This is a genomic window from Rhodomicrobium vannielii ATCC 17100 (assembly GCF_000166055.1).
Classification (GTDB): Bacteria; Pseudomonadota; Alphaproteobacteria; order Rhizobiales; family Rhodomicrobiaceae; genus Rhodomicrobium; species Rhodomicrobium vannielii.
In genome coordinates this window covers 1524497-1549810 of record NC_014664.1, presented here as the reverse complement: position 1 = coordinate 1549810, position 25314 = coordinate 1524497, and the positions used below count along the sequence as shown (strand labels likewise).

Here is a 25314-nt window from a genome sequence, read left to right as displayed (position 1 = left end):
GGCCGGTGGTAGGTTGTAACTTTGAAGAGGGAGAGCTTGGAGCCTAAACCCTTGATTTTATGGCGTCCCCGACAGGATTCGAACCTGTGACCCCCAGATTAGGAATCTGGTGCTCTATCCTGCTGAGCTACGAGGACCGCAGCCTCATTAGAGCGCGGTTCGACAAAAGGTCAAGAGGGCTTCGGCTAGGGGCCATAAGTGCGATAGATATTACTTAGAAATATATCACAGGCGTATGTCTCTCCACTGTCGAAACTCCCGATTGCGTTCGCCAGCGTCTCGATCTTATGAGGCTGCGTGATTACCAAACGCTAGCGACCCCGCCAGAGCGATCAACAGCCGGTTTCCCCGAAGCCGCCCGGAGAACAAAGCCAAGTTGGGGGATCGTCGCCGGAAACGACCAGATCATCAACCCAACCTCGGACGCTGGTATTACACTCGGGCCGTACGACCGATCCAGGGCGCCAAAATCCGAAATAGGTCGCCGAGTAATCATGGAGGCGGCACGAAGCGCCGCATGCTCCAAAGGCCACCCGGAGCGCGCGCGACTAACCTCGGTTTCCTTCTCATTCCTTCAGCACCACGGCGGACGCGCGCGCCGCGACGCTCACGCATTGCCCCGGCTGGACGTCGAGCGATGCTGGCATCAGCACCTCGAACGTCGTCTCGCCCACCCGCACGAAAGCCGAGGCGTCGTGCCCCTTGAACACGAGGCTCGCGACGATGGCGGGCACGCCGCCGCCCTCGGGCGCGATGCCGATCGCTTCGGGACGCAGCGACAGCAGAACGGGTCCGCTAGCGGGGCGGTCGAGGGTCACGCGCCCGAGCGGCGTTTCGGCACTCCGCCCGTCCGCAATGCCGTCGAGGAAGTTGGTCGAGCCGAGAAACCCCGCGACGAAGGCATTCGCCGGGCGGAAATACAAGTCCTTCGGCAGGCCCGTCTGCTCGACGCGGCCATCCCGCAGCACGCTTATGCGGTCGGCGAAAGACAACGCCTCCTCGCGATCGTGGGTGACGAACAGGATGCCGAGACCGCTCGCCTTCAAGATGTCTCGGATCTCGCGCCGGGTCGTCTCGCGCAAGGATGCGTCGAGATTGGAAAATGGCTCGTCCAGCAGGATGGCGCGCGGACCCGCGGCAAACGTCCGCGCCAGTGCGCAGCGCTGCTGCTGCCCGCCCGACAATTCGTCCGGGTAGCGACTTTCGAGCCCGTCGAGGCGGACCATGCGCAGAAGCGGCGCTGTCCCGTCCGCCCGGCGGGCGTCGTCCGCGTATTTCAGCGCGAACGCCACGTTTTGCGCCACCGTCAGATGCGGAAACAGCGCGTAGTCCTGAAAGACGATGCCGATCCCGCGCGCCTCGGGCTTGAGCGTGTCTATGCGGCGCTGGCCAAGATGAACGGCGCCTTCGTCCGCTGCCTCAAAACCGGCCGCGATGCGAAGAAGCGTGGATTTTCCGCAGCCCGAAGGGCCGATCAGCGCATGGATCTCGCCTTCGCGAAGATCGAGCGAGACGTCGCGAAGCGCGGCCACATCGCCGAAGCGCTTCGAAACGCCATTGATGCGCAGGAAGGGCGCGGCGGTTTTCGTGAGGTCGGTCACGGGCGATCCCTTTCGGAACGGAGCATCAGCGCGACGGATATCGCCGAAAAGGCGATCATGAGCGCGGCATAGGGCGCGGCTTCGTAGAGCATGCCCTCATGCGTGCGGCTGAAGACGTTCATCGCCATGGTGGTGAAGCCGGAGGGCGCGAGAATAAGCGTTATCGGCAGTTCTTTCGCGACCATTATGAAAACGAAGATCGCGCCGGCCAGCACACTTCGCGAGAGCGCCGGAAGCGTCACGGAGCGGAAGGCGGCTGGCGCGGAATAGCCGAACGAACGCGCGCTTTCCTCGACGCGTGGGCCGATCTGCAGGAGGCGTACGCGGACGGGACCGACGGCCAGCGCCGCCGAGTGCAGCGCCAGCGCGATGACGAGGATCGCAAGCGTCTGGTAGAGGGCGGGCACGACCGCGAGCGTGAAGAACACGGTTGCGAGCGCAAAGGGGAGCGCGGGCACGGCATAGCCGAAATACGTCATGCGCTCGATGCCGTAGGTCAGCCGCGACGGCCAGCGGGTTGCGACCAGCGCCACCGGCACCGCGATGGCGACGGCGAGCGCTGCGGCGGGCAGCGCGACCGAAAGTGTGCCCAGCACCGTGGCCGGCACCTTGGCCCAATCCACATCGGCGGGAGCACGCGAAAGCCAGAAGGCGATGACGAGCGCGGGCACGCCGAGCGACGCGAGGTGAACGAGCGCGGCAAACCCGAGCGCCGGCCAGCGCCATCGCCCGAGCCTCACGACGGGAACGCTCCGGCGCGTTCCTGTGCCCGTCCGCGCCAGACGCCGCCCGCGGTTCAACGCACCTTCGAGCACGAGAAAGGCCGCCGCAATCGCGAGCAGCATCAGCGCGAGCCACGCTGCGTAGTTCACCTCGAAGGCATTGGCGTATTGGCTGAAGATCGCGGACGAGAGCACATCGTAGCGCATAAGGGCAATCGCGCCGTAATCGCCAAGCGTATAGAGCGCGACAACGAGCCAGGCCGACAGCAGGGCAGGGCGCAGGTGCGGAAGCGTCACCGACAGGAAGGCGGCACGCGGCGAGCGGCCGAGGCTGCGCGCGCTTTCCTCCAGCGCCGGATCGAGGCCGAGGAGCGCCGCGCGCACGTTGAGGAAGACGTAAGGGAAGGTGTAGAGCGAGAGCGCCAGCGCCGCGCCGAACAGCCCTTCCGGGCGCGGAAGGCGCAGGCCGAAGAACGCGTTGAGAGGCCCGTAATAGCCGGAAAGCCCGATCAATGCGTAGGCCATCACATAGCCGGGAATGGCAAGCGGCAGCGTGGCGAGGATTGTGATCGCGCGTTTCGCCGGAACGTCCGTGCGCGTGACGATGAGCGCGAGCGGCAATGCAATCGCCGTCGCAAGCGCGAGCACCGAGCCGACGAGCGCCAGCGTGTTGAGCGTGACTTCCAACGTGAACGGACGCAGCACGATGGCGGCGAGTTCGGAGCGCTCCGTGGCGCTGGCCCGAACGACGAGATAGACGAGCGGGATGAGCATCATGCCGCCCGCAACGATGGCGGGCAGCATGAGGAACAGCGGCGGTTTTCGCCCGGTCGCGCGGCGACGGCCGAAAACCTCGATCCATGGTGCCGGACGCTCGGCGGTGGCTTGCGGTTGGGCTGTCATCTCGCCTGTGCGCGGGGGCTGCGCATCCCGCCTGCCGTTTCGGTCCGAAGCTTCATCGTTACAGGAGGCCAAGCTCGGTCAGGAGCTTCTTGGTCGCGCTGACGTCGCCGAGCTTTTCGAGCGGAACCTTGGGCGCGTAGTCGGTCGGCGTCGCGAGGGGGCCGGTCAGCGTCGGGTTCGGGATAACGCCCTTGATGACCGGATATTCGCCGATGGCGCTTGCGAAGTGCTGCTGCACGGCGGGGCTAAGGAAAAAGTCCAGCAGCTTCGCCGCGTCCGCCTTGTTCTTGCTGGTCTCGACGATTCCTGCGCCCGACACGAACAACAGATTGCCGATATCGCCCTTCTCGAAGAAGGTCTGCGCGACCGGCACCTTGGCATCGCGGGCGACGAAGCGCGTCAGGTAATAGGAGTTGACGAGGCCGGCATCGATTTCGCCGTCGGCTATGGCCTGCACGATGGCGACGTTGTTCGCGTAGGTCTTCGCGCCATTATCGACGAGCCCTTTGACGAACGCCTTGGCCTTTTCCTCGCCTTCCTGAACGCGTAGCGCCGTCAGGAACGCCTGAAAGCTTGCGTTCTTTGGCGAATAGCCGACCTTGCCCTTCCACTCCGGTTTTGTCAGGTCGAACGCGGATTTCGGAAGTTGGTCGCCTTTGACGCGCTCCTTCGAGTAGGCGAGCGTGCGCGCGCGGCCAGAAGTGGCAAGCCACTTCGAATCGTTGCTTCGGAACTGAGGCAGCACGGTTTCGGAGAGAGCCTTCGGCGCATCGGCGAAAAGCGGGCGGTTTTCGATCAGCGCGCCAGCGTCCTGCGCAAGGAACACGTCGGCGGGCGATTTCGCACCTTCTTCCTTCAGAAGTGCGGACAATTCGGCCGTGGAACCGTAACGCGCCTTGATCTTGATCCCCGTCTGCTCCTCGAAGATCTTGAAGATCGGGCCAGCGAAGCTTTCGCCGCGACCGGAATAAACGGTCAATTCCTGCGCTTGCGCCGCGATTGCCGAAATAATCGTTGCGATTGAAAGCGCGCCGGCAAAAATAGTTTTTCTCATGGTGGCTTCCCGTGTCATTACCTCTAAATGCATCTTGCATTTAAGACAAACGGAGATGAGGGGCAAGCCTTTATAACTCAAGAATAATATAGAAATAGAATAATTATAAACTACTCATGGTGACTTCAATGGAGAGATTGCATTCAAGATATACTTCGCCGCGCATCGTCATGAAACACGCGAGCCGCGTCGTGAGGCTTTGTGGTAAATCGGGCGTGAGCGTGGCGTTTTTGTCGCGTTTGTGTGGCCAAGACCGGACATTGCTCCCGGCTTATCCCGTGATACCGACCTCGGCGCTGCGATCAGCGCGGTTCATCCATTGCTATGGCGACGAGCACCAGCCGCTCGCCGGTGAACGAAGCACGCCCGTGAAGCGCGATGCGATTATCGACGAGCAACACATCGCCGCGACGCCACGCAAACTCGCGAAGCTCGGCCAAAATCGCGGACCTGATTTCGTCGACCATCCAGGGCTCGATTTCTTCCCCGTCTTCGAACCGGCAATATTGAGGGAACTCCTCCGCCCCGCGATCCGCGCCCGTTCGTCCGCTGCCGAAATCGCTCGTGCTGCGATACCATGTGTCGGCCGGGCAGAACAAAGCCTCGGCCCCCGTCACGGGATGCACCTTGATCGGGCTGACCGTCTCCTCGACATGCAGCGAGCCGTCCGGCTTCCAGCGGAAGCGCGCGCCGATAGAGGTCAGCAACGCTTCCACCTCTGCGCGATCCTCCGTCTCGTAAGCCGCCATCCACGACTTTCCGGCCCCAACGCCCCCGTGCAGGTTCTGGATGTATGTGATCCGCCGCGTTCGGAGTGCCTCCTTGAGGCGCGTGCTCAGTCTTTGCCAGACGCGCCTGCCATCCGCGAGAGGCGTAGCCCCGCCCGTGGCTGCCACCGTCACGCTGCAAAAAAGCACCAGATCAGGGTGTGAAGCGGAGTAGGATTTCTCATTGTGGGCCGCGAGCGTCCGGTCGGCGGGCATCTCCGTGGAGTTGTAAACGCCGTGGCCAAGTTGCCGCCGCCGCGCGACGCCGCCCCGGTAATCCAGGAGAGGCCCAGCCATACCGGTGGCGGCGGCTCCGAACGCAGCCCCATCGACGATATCGAACCCGCGGAACAGGATCGCGCCGTGCTTGTAGAGCGCCGCTCGAAGGGATGGCTCGTTTGCGGCGAAGTAGTCGGCAAGCGGCGTCGGCGAAGGCATCTCTTCCGCCGAAACTCTATATGGCAGTGCATCGCCAAGGTTTTCGTGGCCCATCTCTTTTACATCCGGTTGCGGGCGGAAATCTGCGCGAAGCCGCGTTTCCGGCCGCAGGTCACGGAACTGCACCGCTCATGCATCGACCTTCGCGCGTGTCCTCTCAGTGAATCACAAAAGCTTCAAATTCCTTTTTACGGGCGGCAGTAATCAAGCTCGTTCGCACAGCTGAATTGCGCTGATCCATTGCGAAACCTTTCATGCGTATCCTGATGGCTCGATTCCGACATTTGCATCCATTTGCAGCACGCTCGCGAGAAAATGTCGGAATCACAAAGACCACTAGCGAACCTTTGCTTCCAGTGGGGCTTCTGAATTTGACATTTGAGCGAGGGCCCGCAGTAACCGGAACTCCAATGTCAAATTCGCTTCACGGGTTAAGCTGCCGCGCGCGATGGGAACATGGATCATTCGTTAGACCCCTCTGGCATACCCGAGCGGATTACGCGGCCCGACAGATCACCGCTTCGCGCAATTACATGGCAGTCCGTCATCGGCGCCGCCCTGATCTCGTCGCTCGTCGCGGGCGCCTATCCCTATATCGTCCTCAAGCTTGGCTTCGGTCCGAACGCGAGCGTCGTTTCCGCCTTTCTCGGCGCGATGTTCCTCAACGTCACGGCGTACAGCACGCGGGGACAGAACCGCTTCCTCAACAACGTCATCCAGACCGCCGGGACGAGCGCGGCTTCGACCGCGTTCATGTGCGTTGTCGCGGCTGCATTCGGCTATCTCGACCTGAACGACACCGTCGAGATGCATCTCAAGATCGCCCCGTGGCCGATGTTCCTGTGGCTCACCTGCTCGGGCATGATCGGCGTCGTCTTCACCGTGATTTTCCGCAGGCACATTCTCGACGACCCGAGAATGGTCTTTGCGAGCGGCGTGGCGGCGGCGGAAACCATTGAGGTTCTCGACTCGCATCCGAGCGAAGCGCGGCACAAGATGCGCGCACTCGGGCTGACGGCGGTGGCTTCCGCAGGCGTGGTCTTGTTGCGCGAAGGGCTCGGCTGGCTGCCGACGCTTTACCTTGCGAAGCCCTATCGCATGGGCTTCGAATGGAGTTTCCTCAACGTCGGCAGCGGCCTGCTTGTCGGGATTAATGTCGGCCTCTCGATGCTGCTCGGCACTCTCGTGACGGGATACATCATCGGCCCGTGGGTCATCGGGTCGGGGATCGGGGACGACATCGTCCGGGGCCAGATCGCGCCCGAATATTGGGACAGATGCCAGGCCCTCGTCGCGCTCGTCAAACCCGCGCCCGATCAGGCCCTGTTCATCTCGCAGCATTGCGGGCTCATGCAAAACATGCACGCCCAGAAGTATTTTCCGATTGTCGTCTTCTGGGTGATGTGGCCCGCGACCGCGCTCATGGTCACGGCGACCTTCACGACGCTGTTCATGAAATGGCGGTCGATCGCGGAGATTTTCCAGGATCTCCATATCGAGCGGGGTTTCAGAGAAAAGGACATACCGCTGAGAGCCGTCGCCGTCAGCGCCGTGTGCCTGACAATCCTGCTCGCCGTGATCCAGCATGCGTTCTTCCAGATGTCGTATCTCCAGACATTCGTCGCGGTGCTGGCGTCTTTGCCGCTGATGCTCATAGGCATGCGCGTGCAGGGAGAGACCAATATCGGTCCCGTTTCGGCGATGGCAAACGCGCTTCAGGCGCTGTTCGCGGTCTTCTGGCCGACGCATATCAGCTCTAACCTGATCGCGGCGGGCATCGCCGGAAACATAACCTCGCAATCCGAAGGGATGATCCAGGATTACAGGACCGGCAGGATAATCGGCTCCTCGCCGCAGATTCTCACCTATGTGCAGATTGCGACCGTTCCCATCGGCGCGGCCGCCGTCGCGATCATGTATCCCATCCTCATCGAGAAATACGGCCTTGGCGGCGATGGCCTCGTCGCGCCCACGGGGCTCAAGATCGCGAACATGGCGGTGCTGCTTTCCAAGGGCATCGAAGCACTGCCGGAATATGCGCTGCTTGCGACCATTATCGCCGGGATTGCGGGGATCGTCGTCAGCGTCATCAGGGAATTGTCAGACCGGGCATGGGTCGGCTGGATACCGAGCGTGACCGGGTTCGGTTTCGCGCTCATCCTTCCGGGGGAGTTGAACATTCCCATAGCGCTTGGCGGCGTAGCGGGCTTCGTCTGGAGGCGTTTCCACCGGCAAACCTACGACCGTTATGCGATCACCGTGGCCTCGGGAATGATCGCGGGCGAGGCGCTGCTCGGCGGGCTGCTCATCCCGCTTCTGGCGGCCGTCGGCGTTCACATAAGGTGAGACTATCGAAATCGAAGGAAATTTCGCGCATCGTGCGCCCTTCGAAGCTGACGCAGAGAGCGGAACATGGCTGTGGATGTGGCCCTGATACTTGGCTACGACGCGCTTGGCGAGGTTGTCCCCGCGATCCAGGCGGCCAAGGCAGCGGCTCTGATACCGATCGTGGTCCTTAACCGCGGCGGTGCCGATTACAGCGACTGGCTGCCCGAGGCGCTGATCCTGCGGTCGGGCAACGTGAACCGCGATCACCGCGCGCTGGTCGACGAAATCCGCCGCATGGGGCGCGTCCTCGGCGGCGGGCGCATCCACGTCAGGGCCATCCTCAACGGGCAGGACCGTATGTGGCTCTGCTACCTCGATCTTCGGCGAGCGTTTCCCTCAGCCGCCGGGGTTCCGCCCTCGCTCATCGTCAAGACATCGGTGAAGCCCAATTTGCGGTTCCTTTTGCGGAATTCCGAACATCACGTTCCCTATGTTCTCCTGCCGCGCCGATACATCGAACGGCCGGGCAAATTTCCGCCGTTGCGCGCTTTGGCCGAGCGGAGCGGCCGCCTGATCGTGAAGCCCGTGGTCGGCTCGGGCGGATTCGGCGTGACCCATGTCGAAAACGACGATGCGTTCGAGCGCAATCTCGGGCGCGCCGCCGAGAAAGCGCTGGCCTTGCAGCGCGGCATGTTCGGGGACAGGGTCGCCGCGCCCTTTCTGGAGTTCGCCTGCCGTCGCCCGGTGAACGACTTCGTGCTTGTCGAGGCCTATATCGAAGGCACGGAACGGAGCATGGAAGGCTTCGCTACTTCGGACGGCGGCATCGCGTATTTCGTGGCGCAACGGAAGACGAGGAGGGTGGAGGAGCCGGTTTTCCGCGACCTCGAATATCTCGTCAGCAACAATCATCCGAATGAAAAGGCCATGGAGTGCGTTTCGTCGCTCCTTCGCGTTCTGGAATTCGAGCATTCGCCCTTTCATATCGAACTGAAGGGATCGGCCAGGATGAAGCCGGTCGAGTTCAATCCAAGGGTTGGCGGCGGCTCGATTGCAGACCTTGTCGCTTCGATTCACGCGGTCAATCTGCATGAGCTTGGCATCAAGGCCGTGCTCGACAAGGTTCGCGTCAACCGGAGCTTCGTTACCGTCGTGGTGCAGCCGGAAAGGTCGGGCAGGGTGAGGCGCTACCGCGGGATCGACAAGGTGCGGCAACAGACCGACTGCGTTTTCGTCAGGAAGCTTGTGCCTGAGGGGGGCGAAATCGACCGGATGGACCGCGAAGCCTATCTCGTCGAATTTTGCGTGTCGGGGAAGACCTGCGGCGCCGCTCAACGCAGAGCCAACGAATTGTTGGGTTGGATCGGCGTCGAGATCGAATAGCGAAGCCTCAGCAATCACAAATCGACCCAATGCCATGCGCCGATCTCGATCCGCCCGGCCCGCAGCGCGGCCTTGAGTGACCACGGATTTTTCGCCGAAATCGTGCCGATGATGACCGCGCCCGGCTCCGCCTGCGCAACGGCTTCGGCGAAAAGCTGGTGGACCGCTGGGCCGAGCCGTTGCCCGCGCACATCCCCTGCCAGCACGATCTCGACCATGAAGACGCCACGGATGCCGACGAGCGTCCGCCACTTCGCCGCAACGACGCCTGCCCATTTGCCATCGACGAAGATTTCGAAAAGGAAGCCGCGCCGGAGACAATAGGCGAGGCTGCCCTCGGTCTCGGTTCGCACCTCGCCGCGTAGCTCTGGCCGCTCGACATAGGTCGCTTCGTAGACGGCCTTGTAACGCGGGTAGAACGCGAGGCTTGTGCTTCGTTTCAGGAAGACGCGCTCGGAACCCACGGCCTTCGGCATCCCGGCGATTTCACGAGCAGGAGCGGCGAGGAGGTGATCGTCGATGCCCGCAGTTTCCGCGATGAGGGGGAGGTGGGACGGATGAAAGAAAAGAACCGCCCTCGGCTCGAACGCGGCAAAGCGATGGAGAAGCCGTCGCTTCAGGCGTGACCAGTCCGGGATCGTGCCCGGCGGAATGGTCGAGCGGAAAAGGCAGATGAACGGGCGTTCGTCCGCCGCGTTTTGCATGTTGAGGGTCGCAATCAGCCGGTGGCCTTCGATTTCGATAAGGCGGCTTATCGGCAGCGATAGGCGATGGCGCGAGGCTCGCGCCATCCGCTCGCCGCTTTCCACGAGCGCGCGGATTGCGTTGCGTTGTGTCTCATGCAACTCCACTTCGGTGGCGTCGGCGCCCCAACTGCGGATCAGGGGATGAACCTGCGCCAGCGATGCGTCGATGAACAGCCGGTCGAACTCTTCGATCCGAGCCTCATAGCGGTCTAGAACGAGTGGCGAGTCGATGTGCATCTGAACCTTCTGCTCAACGCCGGAAGGCCAACGTTGTAGCTTTCCAATCTCTCGATTCTAATCGGAGCCCGTTCACCATAAATAAAAACGCAAATCAAAATGCGCATCACAATACTGTTTGGATATGAATAAGGACATTAGCAATATTGCTTCTCGTTAAAGCTTAGCTTGTAAACTTTACTATACGGCCTGTCTATGATCTTTTGATCCGGCTTTGCCAGCAAGAACAGCCAGGCCTATGGACGATCAGGTAAGAACTCGTCGAACCGACACGAGTGGCACATGCCCAGAGCCGCCATCCGACGCGGTCAAGCGGCTGCTGCCGTGGCTGGTCGCGGTCGCGTATTTCATGGAATCGCTCGACACGACCATCCTCAACACGGCGGTGCCGGTGATCGCGAAAGCGATGGACGTGCCCCCGCTCAGCATGAAAGCCGTGCTGGCGAGTTACACGCTTAGTCTGGCGATTTTCATCCCGATCAGCGGTTGGATGGCGGACCGTTTCGGGACGCGCCGCGTGTTCGCGGGGGCAATCGGGCTGTTCACGCTGGCGTCTTTGCTCGCCGGGCTCTCGCAAAATATGTACATGCTCATCGCCTGCCGGATCCTTCAGGGGTGCGGCGGCGCGATGATGGTGCCCGTGGGTCGGCTGACGCTGGTGCGGACGTTCGATCGAACCGAGTTCATCCGCATCCTGAGCCTCGTCACCATTCCCGGCTGGATCGGCCCGGTCATCGGCCCGACGGTGGGCGGCTTCATGGTCGCTCACCTCCATTGGAGCTTCATATTTTTCGTGAACGTGCCGATTGGCATTCTCGGCCTTATCCTTGTCGCCCGTTATCTGCCCGATTATCGCGAAGAGAAAAGGCCACCCGACATAAAGGGCTTCCTGCTTTTCGGGGCAGGCGTCGCCTTGATGTCCTACGTGCTGGAGATCTTCGGCGAGCATATCCTGACGCCATCCCAAACCATCGCGCTTCTGGCGGTTTCCGTCGCCCTCATCCTCGCCTACGGATATCATTCGCTGCGGACACGTTGGCCGCTGCTTGAGCTTGGCCTGTTCCGCATCCGCACGTTCCGCATCTCCGTCAGCGGCAGCTTCTTCACCCGCCTCGGCGTTGGCGGCGTGCCCTTCCTTCTGCCGCTCCTCTACCAGATCCCGCTGGGCTTCACGCCGATGCAGTCGGGACTGCTCATCATGCCCCAGGCTATCGGCGGCATTCTTGCGAAGCTTGCGCTGTCCCGCATTCTCGACCGCCTCGGCTATCGCAACATGCTCACGTCGAACACGATCATTCTCGGGGCGCTCCTGATGCTGTTCGCAACCGTGGGGCCATACACCCCCGTCTGGCTCATCGTGTTGCAGGCCTCCCTCTACGGCGCGTTCAGCTCGTTGCAGTATACGACGATGAACAGCATGGCCTATGCCGATATGGACCAGCACAAGACAAGCAGCGCGGGCTCGATTGCAAGCACCGCTCAGGAACTTTCCATCAGTTTCGGCATCGCGGCGGCGGGGCTTATCACGGCGTTCTTCATTCCAGAACATGCGCCTTCGCGTGAAAAGGCAATGATGGGCTTCGGTCTTCACGAAGCCTTCATCGTCCTCGGGATCATGACGATTCTATCGACCTTCATCTTCGCCGGATTGAAAAGAGAAGACGGAGAACGCGTCGTCCATCGCAGTCAGGTTCGCATGAATCGTGGCTATCGCTGATCTTCCGCTTCGCGCAAAGACATCATTCTTTCCCGAAATTCGTGCCATGAAAGGCGAATTAGCCATTGGGAAATCTCGGGAGGCTACAGATTCCCATCTGTGCAGGGCGGGTTGCAAAAGTGCCCTTTTCCCTTGCGGAACTTAATGAGAACGCTTATTGGTGTTCTTGGTTTGTACAAGTCCTTCGCCACAACCGGGCCGCCCATGCTGACACCGAAGCAAAAGCAACTCCTTCTCTATATCAACGAGCGCATTGAAGCGACCGGCGTTCCTCCGTCGTTCGACGAAATGAAGGAGGCGCTGCACCTCAAATCCAAGTCTGGTATTCATCGCCTCATCATGGCGCTGGAAGAGCGCGGCTTCATCCGACGGCTTCCGCACCGCGCTCGCGCGCTTGAGGTGATGAAGATGCCGGAGCGCCGCGTCGGGTTTGAAGCCGACCGAAGGCGAGGCTTCATGCCAACCGTGATCGAGGGGGCGCGCCGCTCGTCTTTCGAAGAAGCACCGCAGGCTCCTTTCATCCGCGACCGTGACGATGGCGGCATTTCGGTTCCCGTCATGGGCCGCATCGCGGCGGGCGTGCCCCGCTCGGCCATCGAGGACCACAGCCACGTTCTCGTCATGCCGCCCGAATACCTTTCGACGGGCGATCATTTCGCGCTTGAAGTACGCGGCGATTCGATGATTGAGGCCGGCATTCAAGAGGGCGATACCGTCGTTCTGAAAAAGACGGCGGCTGCCGAGAGCGGGGATATCGTGGTCGCGCTCATCGACGACGAGGAGGCCACGCTGAAGCGGCTTCGCAAGCGTGGACAATCGATTGCTCTCGAACCCGCCAACCCGGCTTACGAGACACGGATTTTCGGTCCAGACCGCGTGAAAATCCAAGGCAAGCTGGTCGCGCTCCTGCGACGATTTTAAGTCGCCATCGCGTCGAGTCATGGCTGATATGACGACAACGCGGAAGCGGGACATGCGCGCACGAAGCGCTATAGTGCGTACTTAGTCGGAGGACTATTGCAGCGGGCTAAGAAATGCCTTTAGCCCCTCACCAAACGACGCCAGAATGTTATATTATTGGTCCATGCTCGATTCAACGGGCGCAAAAGGACGCAAGAATAACTTTGCGGTTTGGGAGAGCTACGCACGGATGTCAGACAAGCGTCAAAAAGGCGACAAGCGAGAAGCCGCAAGCGGCCCGGCGCCATCCAGACCTTTGCCGGGCCTTCAGTCTCCGGAGCAATTCGCGACGAACCTTCTTCGCGCCTTCGAGGCAAGCGGGCAGGCCGTCGCGAAAATCTACGAGGACAAGGACAAGCGCTCTGGAGCTTTCACGGTTGCGGGCGGAATGGCGGACATCGGCAAGATTTTCGCGCCGATCGCGCAATATTGGATGAACGATCCGCAGAAGCTTGCCGCAGCCCAGGCGAAGCTTAACGAGGATCTCATCGATCTTTGGGGGCGAACCTATCAGCGTTTCCTTGGCGAAGAGGTCAAGCCGCTGATCGAGCCGGCTCCCAGCGATCCGCGCTTCAAGGACAAGGAGTGGTCCGATAACGCGTTTTTCGATTTCCTGAAGCAGGCCTATCTCCTGACCGGAAAATGGGCGGGCGATCTCGTCGAAAACGCGTCGACCGTCGATAAACATGCGAAGATGCGCGCGGATTTTTATCTGAACCAGATCGTGACCGCGCTTTCGCCCTCGAATTTCCCGTTCACCAATCCGGAGGTGATCCGCACCACGGTTTCGACCGGAGGGCAGAACCTCGCCGAGGGGATGCAGCACCTCGTCGAAGATCTGAACCAGTCGGGCGAGCTTCTCCGCATCCGACAGACCGACATGTCGGCGTTCGAGGTGGGCAAGAATCTCGCCGTCACGCCGGGGAAGGTCGTCTACCAAAACGACATCATGCAGCTCATCCAGTACACGCCGTCGACCGAGAGCGTGTATCGCGTGCCGCTGATGATTGTGCCTCCGTGGATCAACAAATATTACATCCTCGACCTGACGCCGCCGAAGTCTTTCATCAAATGGGTCGTCGATCAGGGTTTCACAGTCTTTGTGGTTTCCTGGGTCAATCCGGACGCGAGCCTTGCTTCGAAATCGTTCGAGAATTACATGCGCGAGGGCGTGCTCGACGCGACCGAGGCGGTGCTTCGAATCACGGGCGAGCCGCGCACCAACGCGGTCGGCTATTGCGTCGGCGGCACGCTGCTCGCTAGCACGCTCGCCTATATGGCCGCGACCGGCGACGACCGCATCGCCTCGGCCACATTCCTCGCGGCGCAAACCGATTTCAGCCACGCAGGCGATCTGCTCGTCTTCATCGACGACGAGCAATTGAAGGCGCTCGACGAAGTGATGGCGGAACGCGGCTTCCTCGACGGCGCGCGTATGTCGGCGGTTTTCAATATGCTCCGCCCGCGTGACCTCATCTGGCCCTACATCGTCAACAATTACCTGCTCGGCAAGCAGCCGTTCCCGTTCGACCTTCTTTACTGGAACGCGGATTCGACGCGCATGCCGCCCGCGAACCACAGCTTCTACCTGCGCGAGTTCTATCGTGACAACAAGCTCGCGCGTGGGCTTCTGTCGCTCGGCGGCGTGCCGCTCGACCTGTCCCGCGTGACGATCCCGATCTATGAACTCGCCACGCGTGAGGACCACATCGCGCCCGCGCAGTCGGTGCTTGTCGGCTCGAAGCTGTTCGGCGGGCCGGTACGCTTCGTGCTGGCCGGGTCGGGGCACATCGCGGGCGTCGTCAACCCCACCAGCCGGTCGAAATACCAGCACTGGATCCTTGAGGACGGCGATCCGAAATCGATCCCGACCGTCGACGCGTTCGTGGCGCGCGCGAAGGAATATGCGGGTTCGTGGTGGCCGGATTACGCGAAGTGGCTCGGCGCGCTTGCCGGCGACAAGGTTCCGCCGCGCGAACCCGGCGGCAACGGCTACGCGCCCATCGAGGACGCGCCGGGATCCTACGTGCGCGCGGGGGCGTAGGCTCTGACGCCACGTGGCGGGCGCGCGATGCCCGCCTTCTACCTCTTTCCTCTCGATACAGAATCCAACGTTAACTTCTCGCCTGAACGACTAACCGTAAAAGATGAGGGACCGATATCGGTGCGGCTGATCCAGAATAAGCCGAAATAGCTTCGCCATTTCGAGCGACGGCAATCTGATCCGCCCTTGAGCCGCCGCTGCGAACCCGCTACCTCTTCCCCATGGCCGACGAAACGATTCTCGCACCCCCCCCCATCGAGCCGATCCGGCTGAAGGACGCGCTCGAAGAGCGCTACCTCGCCTACGCGCTCTCCACCATCATGCATCGCGCGTTGCCCGACGTCCGCGACGGCCTGAAGCCGGTGCACCGCCGCCTGCTGTTCGCGATGCGACAATTGAAGCTCGACCCGGCGGGCGGCTTCAAGAAATGCGCGCGCGTCGTAGGCGACGTGATCGGTAAATATCACCCACACGGCGATCAGTCGGTCTACGACGCGTTGGTGCGCCTCGCGCAGAGCTTCTCGCAGCGCTACCCGCTCGTCGACGGGCAGGGCAATTTCGGCAATATCGACGGCGATAACGCGGCCGCGATGCGGTACACCGAAGCGCGCATGACGGCCATCGCGGCCGCGCTGCTCGACGGCATCGACGAGGACACGGTCGATTTTCGCGAGACCTACGACGGCGAGGAAGAGGAACCGGTGGTGCTGCCCGCCGCCTTCCCGAACCTGCTCGCGAACGGTTCGTCGGGCATCGCGGTCGGTATGGCAACGTCGATCCCGCCGCACAACGCCGACGAGGTTTGCGACGCGGCGCTTTATCTCATCAAGCACCCGAAGGCGAGCGTCGAGACGCTGCTCACCTATCTGCCGGGGCCGGACTTCCCGACCGGCGGCGTGCTCGTGGACGACACGGCGGGCCTCGTTGAAGCCTACCGCACGGGGCGCGGCTCGTTCCGCCTGCGCGCGCGCTGGCATACCGAGGACACGGGGCGCGGCGGCTATCAGATCATCGTCACCGAAATCCCCTATGGCGTGCAGAAGTCGCGGCTTATCGAGAAGATGGCCGACCTGCTTCAGGCGAAGAAGCTGCCGCTGCTCGGCGACATCGACGACGAAAGCGCCGAGGACATCCGCATTGTCATCGAGCCGAAATCACGCAACGTGGACGCGGCGCTGCTTATGGAGCAGCTTTTCCGCCTGACCGAGCTTGAGGCGCGCATCCCGCTCAACATGACGGTGCTGTCGAAGGGGCAGGTGCCGCAGGTGCTGGGCCTCGCGCAGGTGCTTCAGGAGTGGCTCGACCATCGCCGCGTCGTGCTGCGCCGCCGCTCCGAGCATCGGTTGCGCGAAATCGATCACCGGCTCGAAGTGCTGGGCGGCCTGCTCATCGCCTATCTGAACCTCGACGAAGTGATCCGCATCATCCGTAACGAGGACGAGCCGAAGCCGGCGTTGATCGCGCGCTTCGCGCTGACCGACGTGCAGGCCGAAGCGATCCTCAACATGCGGCTGCGGTCGCTGCGCAAGCTCGAAGAGATCGAAATCCGCGCCGAGAACGATCGCCTCACGACGGAGCGCGAAGGGCTGGTCGAGCTTCTGGGCTCCGACGAGATGCAATGGGACAGGATTTCGGCCGAGATCAAGGGCATCAAGAAGCAGTTCGGCAAGGCGACGCCGCTCGGCAAACGGAAGACCGTCACCGCGGCGCTGCCGGACATCGACGTGGCCGTCGAGGAAGCGCTGATCGACAAGGAGCCGGTGACGGTTGTGCTGTCGGAGAAGGGCTGGATCCGCGCGCTGAAGGGCCATGACGGCGATCTCGCCAAGCTTACCTTCAAGACGGACGATGTGCTGAAGGTCGCGATCAAGGCGCAGACGACGGACAAGATCGTGCTGTTCGCCACCAACGGGAAATTCTACACGCTCGAAGCGAGCGAGCTTCCGGGCGGGCGCGGGCAGGGGGAGCCAGTGCGTCTCATGATCGATCTGGACGAGGCGGACGAACTGCTTGAAACCTTCGTGCACAAGCCGGGCCGCAAGCTCGTCGTGGCGTCGAGTGTGGGCAACGGCTTCGTTGTGACCGAGGATGAGGTCGTCGCGCAGACGCGCAAGGGCAAGCAGGTGCTGAACCTCGGCGATGGCGAGCGCGCTCTGTTGTGTCGCCCGGCGGAAGGGGATGCGGTGGCCGTGGTCGGCGAGAACCGCCGGTTGCTCGTGTTCCCGCTCGCCGAGCTGAACGAATTGACGCGCGGTCGCGGCGTTCGCCTCCAGAAATACAAGGATGGCGGCCTCGCCGATGTGCAGGTGTTCACGGCGGCGACGGGCCTCAAGCTCAGCGATACGTCAGGGCGTGTTCGCACCGTGACCGAACTGGACGAGTTCAAGGGCGCGCGCGCGGCTGCTGGCTCGGCCGTACCGAAGGGCTGGCCGAAATCGGGCCGCTTCGGGCTGACGGGGTTCGAAACCGCCTGATCGGCTCGCGAGGCGTTTTCGGCGCGCTTTCCGGTAGGTTGCAGGCCGCCTACGACGCGCTGGCGGCAGGGAGCCACACCCGCACCCTGAGGCCGCCTTCGCGCCTGTTCGCCAGTGCGATTTCGCCGCCATGGGCTCGCACGATGTCCCGCGCGATGGCGAGGCCGAGGCCGACGCCGCCCGTCTCGGGGCAGCGGGAATCTTCGAGGCGGCGGAACGGCTGGAAGGCGATCTCCGTCTTGCCCGGCGGAATGCCCGGCCCGTGATCGGCCACCGTCACCTCGACGCCGTCCTCCTTCGCCGCCAGCCGAACCTCCGCGCGGCTGCCGTACTTCACCGCATTATCGATCAGGTTGGCGAAGACGCGTTTCATCGCGGTCGGCTGGCAGATGAGAAAGGCGTGATCCGGTCCCTCATACTCGGCGGGGCGGCCGCGGTCGGAGAACGTATCGCACAGGCTGATGAGCATCGCCGCGAGATCCACGCGTTCGGCGCGCTCGCCCTTGAGGTCGTCGCCGGCGAAGGTGAGCGTCGCCGAAATCATCCGCTCCATCTCCTCCATGGCGGCGATGAGGTCGTCCTTGGTCCCGCCGTCCTGCAGCCGCTCGGCATCCAGGCGAAGGCCGGTGAGCGAGGAGCGCAGGTCATGCGAGATCGCGGCAAGCATCTGCGTTCGTTCGTCGATGAAGCGCTTGATGCGGTCCTGCATGTCATTCAGCGCCTCGGCGACGACGGTGAACTCGTTCAGATTGGTCGTGTCGATTGGAACCGGGTCGCGCGTGCGGCCGAGACGCTGGGCGGCATCCACGAGTCGGCTGAGCGGAGCGAGGACACGGCGCGACGTTATCGCGGACAGAATCACCACAAGCAGGATGGCACACAGGATGCTCGCCATCCTCGGATCGAAGAAGGGTGCGAATCGCGGCGGGCGGTTCGGCCCGATCGTGAGCGTGTCGCCGTTAATGCCCTGCATGACGATCTCGAAATCGCCGAACAGCGGAAGATCGCCCTCCCCGGGTTCAAGGGGGCCGGTCCGCATCGCCTTCATGAACTCCGGGGGAACGAAGCGCGTTTCGCCAGGCTCCAGCCTCGGAAATGACGGCGGGCCTCGGCTCGTGATGATGACGCCCGTGCCCGATCCGTCGAGTTCGCTGGCAAGGGTCGCGCGGATCCTTTCATGGAACGAGCGGCGTCCGGTGAGCGGAAAGTCGGGCGGAGGGGGCGGCGGGGCCATTTCGCGCGGGTGCCAGCGGATTTCGAGGCCGGTGCGGGTTGCGAATTCTCTTGCGGCGACCTGCCGCTCCGCCTCGGGAACGGCGAAGACGGCGCGCGTCGTTTCGGTCACTTCGGCTATGAGCCAGCGCGCGCTGTAAACCGTTACGGGCGGGCGCGGCATCAGGAAAAAGACGGCCGAGTTCAGCGCCTGCACCGCGATGAGGGCAATCAGCGTCGTGATGGCGATGCGCGTGCCGAGGCTGAAACGCGGGCGAAGGCTCGGCAGTCTCATTCCGTCACGCCGATTGTCTTGTGTCTTCGACCGCAACCGGCGCGCAGAAGATGTAGCCGCCGCTGCGCACGGTCTTGATAAGTTCGGGCGTCTGTGGGTCGGCCTCGATCTTGCGGCGCAGCCGCGACACCTGCACGTCGATGCTGCGATCGAAGGGCGACGCCACGCGGCCGCGCGCGAGATCGAGAAGCTGGTCGCGTGTGAGGACGTGCTGCGGCCGTTCGAGGAAGGCGAGCAGGAGATCGTGCTCGCCCGCGGTCAGGTCCACGAGCGCGCCCTCGGGATTGCGCAGCGTCCGGCGCACCACGTCGAGCCGCCAGTTCTCGAAGACATAGGTGAGGCCCGCCACTCTCGTTTCGGACGCGGCGTCGCCGGTTCGCCTCAGCACGGCGCGGATGCGGGCGAGAAGCTCGCGCGGACTGAAGGGCTTGCACACATAGTCGTCCGCGCCGATTTCGAGGCCGATGATGCGATCCGTCTCGCCGGACATGGCGGTGAGCAGCACGACTGGAATCTTGCTCGTCCCGCGAAGTCTGCGGCAGAGCGAAAGCCCGTCCTCGCCCGGCATCATCACGTCGAGCACGATCAGATCGAACCGCCCCGCCTCGACAGCGGCGAACATGGCAACGCCGTCGGCGACTTCCGTAACACGCATGCCGTTGTCGGTGAGAAAGCGCTTCAGGCTGGTCCTGATGCGCCTGTCGTCATCCACGACGAGAATATGAGGTGTCGAAGCCAAGGTAACCTCCGCTTACCGGACTTGCGCACCTATAAAGGGGCAAAGCTTACGCCGCCACCCTCCGCGTGTAAACGAGCGTTACACGCGGTCGCCTCGCGCCGATCCATTGCCGTACCGTCGCCGCATAAGTCATGTGTGGAGGCGTTCGCGTTATACCTCAGGTAATCACATCCGGCTGCGCGCGCCCGGTACGCTCGCGTATCCCGGCCAGTTCATCGGCCGTTGCGATCAGGTCCGCCAGCGCCTCCTGCGTCTCTTGCGCCAGGCGAGCCGGATCGGCTTCGTAGCGCTCGATGTATACGCGCAGCGTCGAGCCCGTCGTGCCCGTCCCCGACAGGCGGTATACGATCCGCGACCCGTCTTCGAAAACGATGCGAAGCCCCTGATTCTTCGAAACGCTGCCGTCCACCGGGTCCGTGTAGCTGAAGTTATCGGCCATCGCGACCCGGCGGCCGCCCACGGTGGTGCCGACGAGGCCCCTCAGCCGCGCCTCAAGCGCACTCATCAGCCCCTGCGCCGCTGACGTATCCACGCCCTCATAGTCGTGGCGAGTGTAATAATTGCGCCCGTATGTCGCCCAATGTTCCTTCGCGATTTCGGCCGCGCTCTGGCCACGCGCCGCCAGGATGCTCAGCCACAGCAGCACCGCCCAGATGCCGTCCTTCTCGCGCACGTGGTTGCTGCCGGTGCCCGCGCTTTCCTCGCCGCAAATCGTGATGCGTCCCGCGTCGAGCAGGTTGCCGAAGAACTTCCAGCCGGTGGGTGTCTCGTAGCAGGGCACGCCGAGCTTGTCGGCGACGCGATCCACGGCGCCGCTCGTTGGCATCGAGCGAGCCACGCCCGCGATCCCGTTGCGATAAGCCGGCGCGAGATGGGCATTCGCCGCAAGCATCGCGAGCGAATCCGAGGGCGAGATGAAAATGCCGCGCCCGATGATGAGGTTGCGGTCCCCGTCGCCATCCGAAGCCGCGCCGAGATCGGGCGCGTCGGCGCTCATCATCAGATCGAGCAGTTCCTTGGCGTGCACCAGATTAGGGTCTGGGTGGTGGCCGCCAAAGTCGGGAAGCGGCGTGCCGTTGCGAACGGTTCCGGCGGGCGCGCCAAGCTCGCGCTCGAAGATGGCGTGGGCGTAGGGGCCAGTGACCGCATGCATCGCATCGAACGCAAATGTCAGGCCCGATGCGAACTTCGCACGCAGAGCCGGAAAGTCGAAAAGCTCGCGCATCAGCTCGACATAATCCGCGACGGGATCGATCACCTCGACCTGCGTATCGCCGAGGCGGTGGCTGCCGATCTGATTCAGGTCGATATCGGGGGTGTCGAGCGTCCGGATTTCCTTGATCGCCAGCGTTTCGGCATAGATCGCGTCGGTAATCTTTTCCGGCGCGGGGCCGCCGTTCGCGGCGTTGAACTTGATGCCGAAGTCGCCGTCGGGTCCGCCGGGGTTGTGGCTGGCCGACAGGATCAGCCCGCCGAACGCCTTGTGCTTGCGAATGACGCACGACGCAGCGGGCGTGGAAAGGATGCCGCCCGCGCCGACCAGCAAGCGTTCGACGCCGTTGGCCGCCGCGATGCGGATGACCGTCTGGATCGCTTCCGCGTTGAAATAGCGCCCGTCGCCGCCGACCACCAGCGTAACGCCGCCGAAGCCCTCAGGCGGCCGGACCGCGTTGAACACCGATTGAACGAAGTTCGCGAGGTAATGCCCTTGGGCAAACTCGGTCACCCTTTTGCGCAGCCCGCTCGTGCCGGGTTTCATGCCCTCGATCGGGGTGGTCGCGATACGCTGGATTTTCATGGGAGCTCCGCAGGCGTTGGTTGGAATTGGCATAACCCGCGCCGCCATTTTTTGCCAGCCGGGATCATGACGCGTGATGGGCGCCGATGAAGCAGGGGGAGGATATTCGGCTTCCATCAATGTCCCGGTCTGCACCGGCGAACAGGTAATACCGGCGAACAGGTAATCATGTAACCGAGCGTTACACTTCGTCGCCTCGCGATCATCGAAATCGGCCTTGCGAACCGTAAGCTCCGGCTATCGAACAAGGAGTATATTCGATGGTTTGCTCACTCTCGCGGGGCGCGCTTGTTGCAGCGCTTCTGGTCCCGTGCATCGCATCTTCGGCTTCCGCGCAGACGCCGGATCGCCCGCCGCTTCCGAACGTTGCGTTCGCCGCTCAGCCGCCGTTGCCGGGCGCCCCCGGTGGACCGGGTGAGGCCGCTGGTCCGGGCGCACCTCGCGGCGACGCTCCGCCGTTCTCGCGCGACGGCTTCCGCCATCCGCCCCGGCCCCCGCTCGCGCAGGTGCTTTCCACACTAGAAACCGAGATCGGCATCCGCGCGAACCAGATCGACGCCTGGCGCGATTTCACCGATGCGTTCCTTGCGGTCGCCCAGCCGCCCCGCCCGCCGAAACCTCCGGTTCCCGCTGACGCGCCTGAAAAGGCGAAGCCGTTCGAACTGGCGTTGCGCCTCGCCGAGTCCGCGAGCCAGCGGGCAAAATCCGCCGACGCGCTCGTCAAGTCCGTCGAGGCCCTTCGCGCCAAGCTCACGCCGGAGCAGCTGACGAAACTCGCCGATGCGGAAGCCCGGTTGCGCTTTCCGCCGCCCCCTCCGCCGCATGAGCATCGCTCGTGAGGAGATTGATCCTCGCGCGAATGAATAACTTCGATCGGCGATAGGCTCAATCAAATCAATGGCATGGAGCGGCATGCACGTTCGTTGGGCGCCGCTCCAGAGGAGGGAAGGCCGCCGCGCTTTCCCTTTTCCCAGCTTCTCCAACCTTTGTGGACCTTTTTCGAAGATGCAATTTTACCAGAACGAACGCCTCGGGCTATTTCTCGACGGGCCGAATCTGTTTGCGGCGGCGAGAACGCTCGGTTTCATGATCGATTACGGCTCGCTTCTGCGGCTGTTTCGCAACTCGGGCCAACTCATTCGCGTGAACTACTATCTCCCGATCGCCGACGATTTCGCCACCTCGCCGCTGCGCGGCGTCTCGGACTGGCTTCAGTATAATGGCTACACCGTCATCACGAAGCCCGCGAAGGACTACGTGGATGCGAACGGCCGACGCAAGATCAAGAGTGGCATGGACATCGAACTGGCGGTTGACGCGTTGAGTCTCGCGAACTCGCTCGACCATATTGTGCTGTTTTCGGGCCTTGGCGATTTCTGCGGTCTGGTGTCGGCCTTGCAGCGGAGGGGGCGGCGTGTGACCGTCGTATCCACGATCCGCACGCAGCCGCCCATCGTCGCCGACGATCTTCGCCGCATGGCCGATCAGTTCATCGACCTCGCGGACCTCGCACCCATGATCGGACGCGCGCCCGCAGCGTAGCCAATTTGCCGCCTGCCGAAGTTACGCGTTCGTGGGGGAGATCAGCGCCATCAGATTGTCGTCAAGCCGACGCGCGGCTTCGTTGAAGGCTGGCAGCCGCGCTTCCGTCTCGCCTTCAAGCGCCGCCGCGCCTTCCTTGCCCAGCGCTTTTTCGAGGCTCGCGGCGTATTCCGGGATGTCGCGCCATTCGGGCACCGTGTCGGGAGTGATCTCGACATGGTACTGGAAACCGTAGGCGTGGCGGCCGACGCGTATCGCCTGCGTGGTGCAGGCTGCGTTGGATGCGAGCACGACACCACCTTCGGGCAGGCGCTTCACCTCCGAGCCGTGCCACTGGAAGATTTCCGCGCGAGGCGGGAAGCCCCGAAAGATCGGATCGGCGAGACCCGCTTCGGTCAGGTCGACATGCGTGAAGCCGACCTCGGGCGCGGCCATCGGGCCGACCTCGCCGCCAAGCGCCGCCGCGAGAAGCTGATGTCCAAGACAAATGCCGAGATACGGGCGGCCAAGCTCGACCACCCAACGGCGGATCGCGCGCTTTTCGTCCGCGAGCCAAGGCAATTCGTCTTCCTGCCAGACGTCCATCGGGCCACCCATGGCGACGAGCAGGTCGAACTCTTCGAGGTCGGGAATCTCGTCCCCTTCGTCGAGTTCGACCGCCAGCACCTCATGGCCCGCGTCGAGCCAGAAATCGAGGAAGACGCCGGGATGTTCAACCGCGAGATGCTGGAAAACGAGAATGCGCATGGTGAACCCCCGAAGCGTTTTCGCGCGAAACGGAGCCCGCCTCGCGCGATGAAAACATGTCAGAAAGATAATAGGAGTCTAGCCGATCTTGAAGTCCTTCACACCGGCCGGCATTTCCACGCCCGGCAGATTGCGCGGGTCGGGGATCGGTTCGCCGACATCGAAGCGGATCGGGATCGTACCCGCCCACGCCGGAAAATCATAGTCGGCATCATTGTCTTCGGGATGACCGGTGCGCACCTTCGCGGACGCCTCGTCGAGCGAAAGCGACAGGATCGTGGTTGCGTTCATCTCGGCCTCGGTGACGGGGCGCAGACGATCCCATTGGCCCGCGACATAGCCATCGACCATGCGCTTCAACTGCCGCTCCTTCTCCGCGCGGTCGGTAACTTGCTCGGCCTTGCCGAACACCATCACGGAGCGATGATTGACATTGAAGTTAAAAGCGGCGCGCGCCATGACAAATCCGTCGAGAATCGAGACGCAAAGACAGACCTCCGCACTCGTCGAAGCCTTCATCGCGCGCCCGGCCGCCGCGCCGTGCCAGTAGATGCGGTCGCCCTCGCGCCATTGCATCGTCGGCGTCACGATAGGCTTGCCGTCGTGGATGAACGCCACGTGGCAGAGCGGCTGCGCATCGAGGATGGCGTGGATGGTGTCCTTGTCGTACTTCGCGAGCCAGCGATAGCGGTTGACGGTCGTGCGCGCGCTCGGGGGAGTGCTGCTCGGAGTTTCGGCCTCGGTCATGATCGGGAACCTTTCTTGTATCACTCTATATATAAGTTCCGTTAGCAAGATCGAGGCCAGGCGTGAGCTTGTGTGTTGGCGCACGCGTTTGGTGCACGTTGAATCACGCGCCGAGCAAACTCCTACGCCTCACTTCACTTCACTGCACTTGGCACGCGCGCCCAACGTGCCGGATCAGCGCGACCGCATCCGCCGGAGGCTTTTTCTCGACGCGTCGATATTCGCGGCAGTCCGGCGTTCGGGTCAGAAGACCTGTGTCGACCATCTCCCGCCTGAGCAGCGCGTGATCGCCGAACAGATGGTTTGCGTTGAGAAGGCCGTTGACCTCGCGCTCGTGGAGAACCAGACCTGCGGGCCACCGCGACCACATCACCCAAAGGCAGAGATCGCGGTGGCTTGCCTTGGAGGGCCAGCGGATGAAGCGCCCGGCGGCATCGAAATACCGCGCGAGGCGTTCGACGCGAACAAAATCCACGGGCTCGGGCGCAATAGGCGTGCGTTCGAGCTTGGCCTCGGCCTCTTGTTGCGCCCGGAAATGCTGAAAGTTGCGAAATCCTGCTCCCCGCGCGAGCATGTTGAGCAATTCGACGTGGCCGGGCTTTTCTGGCGTGGTTTCAAGCTCGCGGCCGAGTGAACGGGCGAGTGCGGAAATATCGGTGGCGGCGTAAGGAAATACGGTTCTGGACATGGCTCATCCTCATGGCGCCAAACCGCTTGGAGAACGGGTCGCGGGTCGCTCTTGACGACTGGCACCGAGGGTGTCCCGTCGAAGGATAATGAGGGCAGGTTTAGCTTCCCAAAGGGAACAGCGACGCCTCGGTGAACTGCCGACCGACGCAAAGGATAATGCGAACGCTCTA

General features: G+C 62.8%; 19 protein-coding genes and 1 tRNA gene. 8 read left to right on the top strand and 12 right to left on the bottom strand.

Annotated features, from left to right (window positions below):
* Window positions 1-60: 60 nt before the first annotated feature.
* The 5 genes from RVAN_RS07055 to RVAN_RS07035 form a co-directional block, all read right to left on the bottom strand.
* Window positions 61-137, bottom strand: a tRNA-Arg gene (locus RVAN_RS07055).
* Between the two features lie 429 nt (window positions 138-566).
* Complete coding sequence (locus RVAN_RS07050) at window positions 567-1601, bottom strand: ABC transporter ATP-binding protein (RefSeq protein ID WP_013419062.1); 1035 nt, start codon at window positions 1599-1601, stop codon at window positions 567-569.
* Window positions 1598-3226 carry an ABC transporter permease gene (locus RVAN_RS07045; protein ID WP_155942374.1) on the bottom strand — a complete coding sequence of 543 codons (1629 nt, stop codon included), beginning with the start codon at window positions 3224-3226 and terminating at the stop codon, window positions 1598-1600. Before RVAN_RS07045 ends, RVAN_RS07050 begins: the two co-directional genes overlap by 4 nt.
* Window positions 3227-3284: 58 nt before the next feature.
* A complete protein-coding gene (locus RVAN_RS07040; protein WP_013419060.1) occupies window positions 3285-4280 on the bottom strand; it encodes an iron ABC transporter substrate-binding protein in 996 nt (331 codons plus the stop codon).
* A 302-nt stretch (window positions 4281-4582) separates the two neighbouring features.
* Window positions 4583-5539, bottom strand: a complete 957-nt coding sequence (locus RVAN_RS07035; RefSeq protein ID WP_013419059.1) for a TauD/TfdA family dioxygenase — start codon at window positions 5537-5539, stop codon at window positions 4583-4585.
* Window positions 5540-5941: 402 nt separating this feature from the next.
* Between RVAN_RS07035 and RVAN_RS18805 the strand changes: the two genes are divergently transcribed.
* Both RVAN_RS18805 and RVAN_RS07020 read left to right on the top strand, forming a co-directional pair.
* Window positions 5942-7831, top strand: a complete 1890-nt coding sequence (locus RVAN_RS18805; RefSeq protein WP_013419058.1) for an OPT family oligopeptide transporter — start codon at window positions 5942-5944, stop codon at window positions 7829-7831.
* Between the two features lie 66 nt (window positions 7832-7897).
* Window positions 7898-9196, top strand: a complete 1299-nt coding sequence (locus RVAN_RS07020) for an ATP-grasp domain-containing protein (RefSeq protein ID WP_013419057.1) — start codon at window positions 7898-7900, stop codon at window positions 9194-9196.
* Window positions 9197-9210: 14 nt separating this feature from the next.
* On the opposite strand, the gene RVAN_RS07015 is transcribed toward RVAN_RS07020, so the two are convergent.
* Window positions 9211-10179: a hypothetical protein gene (locus RVAN_RS07015; RefSeq protein ID WP_013419056.1), complete on the bottom strand. Its 969-nt coding sequence runs from the start codon at window positions 10177-10179 to the stop codon at window positions 9211-9213.
* A gap of 238 nt (window positions 10180-10417) precedes the next feature.
* Between RVAN_RS07015 and RVAN_RS07010 the strand changes: the two genes are divergently transcribed.
* The 4 genes from RVAN_RS07010 to parC all read left to right on the top strand — a co-directional run bounded on the left by RVAN_RS07010 (window position 10418) and on the right by parC (window position 17374).
* Window positions 10418-11896, top strand: coding sequence for a DHA2 family efflux MFS transporter permease subunit (locus RVAN_RS07010; protein WP_013419055.1), 1479 nt, complete (start codon window positions 10418-10420; stop codon window positions 11894-11896).
* Between the two features lie 204 nt (window positions 11897-12100).
* Window positions 12101-12817, top strand: coding sequence for a transcriptional repressor LexA (gene lexA, locus RVAN_RS07005; protein ID WP_041787323.1), 717 nt, complete (start codon window positions 12101-12103; stop codon window positions 12815-12817).
* 229 nt (window positions 12818-13046) lie between these two features.
* Entirely contained in the window at window positions 13047-14900 is a 1854-nt protein-coding gene (locus tag RVAN_RS07000; protein ID WP_041787322.1) for a PHA/PHB synthase family protein, read from the top strand.
* A 221-nt stretch (window positions 14901-15121) separates the two neighbouring features.
* Window positions 15122-17374: a DNA topoisomerase IV subunit A gene (gene parC, locus RVAN_RS06995; RefSeq protein ID WP_013419052.1), complete on the top strand. Its 2253-nt coding sequence runs from the start codon at window positions 15122-15124 to the stop codon at window positions 17372-17374.
* Window positions 17375-17423: 49 nt separating this feature from the next.
* On the opposite strand, the gene RVAN_RS18800 is transcribed toward parC, so the two are convergent.
* The 3 genes from RVAN_RS18800 to RVAN_RS06980 all read right to left on the bottom strand — a co-directional run bounded on the left by RVAN_RS18800 (window position 17424) and on the right by RVAN_RS06980 (window position 21418).
* Window positions 17424-18881: a sensor histidine kinase gene (locus RVAN_RS18800; protein WP_013419051.1), complete on the bottom strand. Its 1458-nt coding sequence runs from the start codon at window positions 18879-18881 to the stop codon at window positions 17424-17426.
* A 4-nt stretch (window positions 18882-18885) separates the two neighbouring features.
* Window positions 18886-19620: a response regulator gene (locus RVAN_RS06985; RefSeq protein WP_013419050.1), complete on the bottom strand. Its 735-nt coding sequence runs from the start codon at window positions 19618-19620 to the stop codon at window positions 18886-18888.
* Between the two features lie 157 nt (window positions 19621-19777).
* Window positions 19778-21418 carry an alpha-D-glucose phosphate-specific phosphoglucomutase gene (locus RVAN_RS06980; RefSeq protein WP_013419049.1) on the bottom strand — a complete coding sequence of 547 codons (1641 nt, stop codon included), beginning with the start codon at window positions 21416-21418 and terminating at the stop codon, window positions 19778-19780.
* 260 nt (window positions 21419-21678) lie between these two features.
* Between RVAN_RS06980 and RVAN_RS18795 the strand changes: the two genes are divergently transcribed.
* Both RVAN_RS18795 and RVAN_RS06970 read left to right on the top strand, forming a co-directional pair.
* Window positions 21679-22257 (top strand): Spy/CpxP family protein refolding chaperone, encoded by a 579-nt coding sequence (locus RVAN_RS18795; RefSeq protein WP_013419048.1) that lies wholly within the window; start codon window positions 21679-21681, stop codon window positions 22255-22257.
* A 166-nt stretch (window positions 22258-22423) separates the two neighbouring features.
* Complete coding sequence (locus RVAN_RS06970) at window positions 22424-22960, top strand: NYN domain-containing protein (RefSeq protein WP_013419047.1); 537 nt, start codon at window positions 22424-22426, stop codon at window positions 22958-22960.
* Window positions 22961-22981: 21 nt separating this feature from the next.
* Here the strand turns inward: RVAN_RS06970 and RVAN_RS06965 are convergent, their stop codons facing one another.
* From RVAN_RS06965 to RVAN_RS06955, 3 genes are all read right to left on the bottom strand, one after another.
* Window positions 22982-23707, bottom strand: a complete 726-nt coding sequence (locus tag RVAN_RS06965; RefSeq protein WP_013419046.1) for a type 1 glutamine amidotransferase — start codon at window positions 23705-23707, stop codon at window positions 22982-22984.
* A gap of 78 nt (window positions 23708-23785) precedes the next feature.
* Complete coding sequence (locus RVAN_RS06960) at window positions 23786-24454, bottom strand: pyridoxamine 5'-phosphate oxidase family protein (RefSeq protein ID WP_013419045.1); 669 nt, start codon at window positions 24452-24454, stop codon at window positions 23786-23788.
* Between the two features lie 139 nt (window positions 24455-24593).
* Window positions 24594-25142, bottom strand: a complete 549-nt coding sequence (locus tag RVAN_RS06955) for a DUF2087 domain-containing protein (RefSeq protein WP_013419044.1) — start codon at window positions 25140-25142, stop codon at window positions 24594-24596.
* Window positions 25143-25314: the final 172 nt, after the last annotated feature.